Source organism: Actinoplanes sp. NPDC048791, assembly GCF_040650095.1.
In the GTDB taxonomy this organism is placed as follows: Bacteria; Actinomycetota; Actinomycetes; order Mycobacteriales; family Micromonosporaceae; genus Actinoplanes.
The window spans coordinates 1-2682 of the sequence record NZ_JBEZGQ010001086.1 but is presented as its reverse complement, the minus strand read 5'-3'; the positions used below and the strand labels follow the sequence as shown (position 1 = coordinate 2682).

The 2682-nt window shown below is 72.3% G+C and carries 2 protein-coding genes and 1 pseudogene; 2 read left to right on the top strand and 1 reads right to left on the bottom strand.

Annotated features, from left to right (window positions below):
• The coding region (locus tag AB0C29_RS42535) for an RHS repeat-associated core domain-containing protein (protein WP_360833215.1) at positions 1-1974 on the top strand (1974 nt) is incomplete at its 5' end.
• 92 nt (positions 1975-2066) lie between these two features.
• Positions 2067-2297, top strand: coding sequence for a hypothetical protein (locus AB0C29_RS42530; protein WP_360833213.1), 231 nt, complete (start codon positions 2067-2069; stop codon positions 2295-2297).
• Between the two features lie 9 nt (positions 2298-2306).
• On the opposite strand, the pseudogene AB0C29_RS42525 reads toward AB0C29_RS42530, so the two are convergent.
• Positions 2307-2682, bottom strand: a pseudogene (locus AB0C29_RS42525) (lipase); the annotation flags it as partial.

Here is a 2682-nt window from a genome sequence, read left to right as displayed (position 1 = left end):
CCGGGCTCCAGCGGCACCGACTCGGCCACGCAGATCACGACGTACTGGTCCGGCAGCGGCAGTGGCGCCTGCCAGGGGCGGCCGGAGTGGGCCGACCAGATCTGCACCACCGGGCCGGCGGGCGCGGTCACCGGCGGCGGCAGCAACCCCGCGGCCATCCCGGCCAGCACCACCGAGTACGACTGGTGGGGCAACCCGGCCAAGGTGACCGACACCGCCAACGGGGTCAGCCGGGTCACCACCACGTCGTACGATCCGGCCGGCCGGGTCACCACGGTCGCCGTCACCGGTGGCACGGGCGCCGCGGTGCCCGCCGTCACCACCGAGTACGACCCGGCGACCGGCCGCGCTGTCCGCAGCGTGACATCCAACGCCGGCACGATCACCAAGGGGTACGACGCTCTCGGCCGGGTGTCCTCGTACACCAACGCCGACGGCGGTCGCACCACCACCGAGTACGACCGGCTGAACCGGCCCACCAAGGTGTCCGACACCGTCCCGTCGACGGTGACCTACACCTATGACGAGACCGCCGAGCCGCGCGGCCTCGCGACCCGGATCACCGACTCGGTGGCCGGAGCCTTCCAGGCGACCTATGACGCCGACGGCCAGGTGACGCAGGAGAAGCTGCCCGGCGGCTACACGGTGCGGGTCCGCGACGACGCGACCGGCTCGGCCGTGGAGCGCAGCTACACCCGGGACAGCGATGGCGCCGCGGTCTACACCGACGCGGTGACCCGGACGGTCCACGACCAGGCGGCCAGTCACGCCGGATGGTCGACCCAGGATTACCGGTACGACGCGGCGGGCCGGCTCAGCGGCGTGCAGGACACCTCCGAGACGGTGTGTGTGAGCCGCGGCTACACGTTCGACGCGCGCAGCAACCGCAAGTCGGTGACCTCGGCGACCGGTGCGCCCGGCGCGGACTGCCCGGCCGGTGGCACCACGACCGGCTACACGTACGACAGCGCGGACCGGCTGTCCGGCTCCGGCTACGGGTACGACGCCCTCGGCCGGGCGACCACGGCCGGCGGCAACGGCACGGTCGCGTACTTCGTCAACGACCTGCCGCAGCAGCAGACCGCCGGCACCAACCGGCAGACCTGGACCCTGGACCCGGCGCACCGGGTGCGGACCACCGTCTCCGCGACCGGCAGCGGCAGCACGTGGACGACCACGGCCACCCGGGTCAACCACTACTGCAGCGACAGCGACAGCCCGCGCTGGGTGGTCGAGGACACCTCCGGGACGGTCACCCGGAACGTCACGTCGGCCGGTGGCGACCTGACCGCCACCACCGGCAAGTCCGGGCAGACCGTGCTCCAGCTGTCCGGCGTGCACGGTGACGTCGCGCTCCAGCTTCCCCTGGACACCGCCGTCGCGCCGGTCGCGCTCGACTTCACCGAGAACGGCGAGCGGCGGCCCGGCCAGGCCCCGGTGCGGTACGGCTGGCTGGGCGCCAAGCAGCGGGCCGCCGACACCGTTTCCGGACTGGTCGTCATGGGCGTGCGGCTCTACGACCCGGCGGTCGGCCGGTTCCTGTCGCTCGACCCGGTCTACGGCGGCGGGGACAACCTGTACGGCTACCCCGCCGACCCGGTCAACCAGGCCGACCTGGACGGTCAGAAGTGGAAGTGCAAGGCCAAGTGCTATCTGGTCGGCAGCGATCCCAAGTGCACCGGACCGGTCTGGGGCGCGGGTGAGGGCAAGACCGAGAGCGAAGCGTCCAAGGCGGCCAAGAAGGACGCGTCGAGCCAGGCGCCACGCGGGTGCCGCACGAAGCACTGCCAGGCGTGGCAATGCACCAAGAACCGTTTCAAGCAGTGGCTCGACCCGAACTTCACGGCGCGCGTGATCCACCAGCGGAACCCTCCGGACTGGATGCGCCGGATGAACCGCTGGAGCGGCGGCTTCCTGTTCTACAGCGAGGTCTGGCGCGGAACGTACGGCAGCTTCTGCGGGTGCGGCCCGTGATGATCGCGTACAGCTAAACTGACCCGAACCGTCGAGGCCGGCGCCGGATCTCCCGGCGCCGGCCGCCTCACACCCCCGAGGAAGTTCGCAAAGTGACCGAGTCCGGGACGCAGCTGTGGCGCATCACGATTCCGGTGGTCGCCACCGCCGGCGAGGTGGAAGCGCTGGCCGACCGCATCGTCGAGACGCTGTGCCCCGACCACGAGCATGACGGTCCCTGCCCGCTGCCGTGGGCGCTGCGCATCACCGACGGCGGATCGCTGAGCAAGGCCGAGCAGCGCCGCCTGCGTGAGGAGATCGACTCCACCAACGACCCCGCCTAGAACCGTCGGCTAAGCGGGACAGGTTGCGGGCGCCGACCAGGGTGTCGTGCCGAGGGCGGTCAGCACCAGGGCGGTGATGATCGGGTCGGTGGGCAGCGCGCTGTGCGAGATGCGGGCGTCCGGGCACAGCGTCTGCACCGCCAGGTTGGTGGCGCCGTCCAGGCGGGCCGAGTCGGGTGGTTGCACGGTCTCGTCGTTGGTCGTCCAGAGCGACAGCCACGGCAGGCCGTCGGGCACCGGCTCCTCGTCGAGGTCGTCGAGCAGTGCACTGCCCGGGGCGAGCTGGCGGCACGCCGCCGGGCAGGAGCCGGGGGCCAGTGCGGAGCCGGCGCCGGCGATCCGGGTGCCGTGCAGGGGTGAGCCGAGGGTGACGATCCGCCGGGCC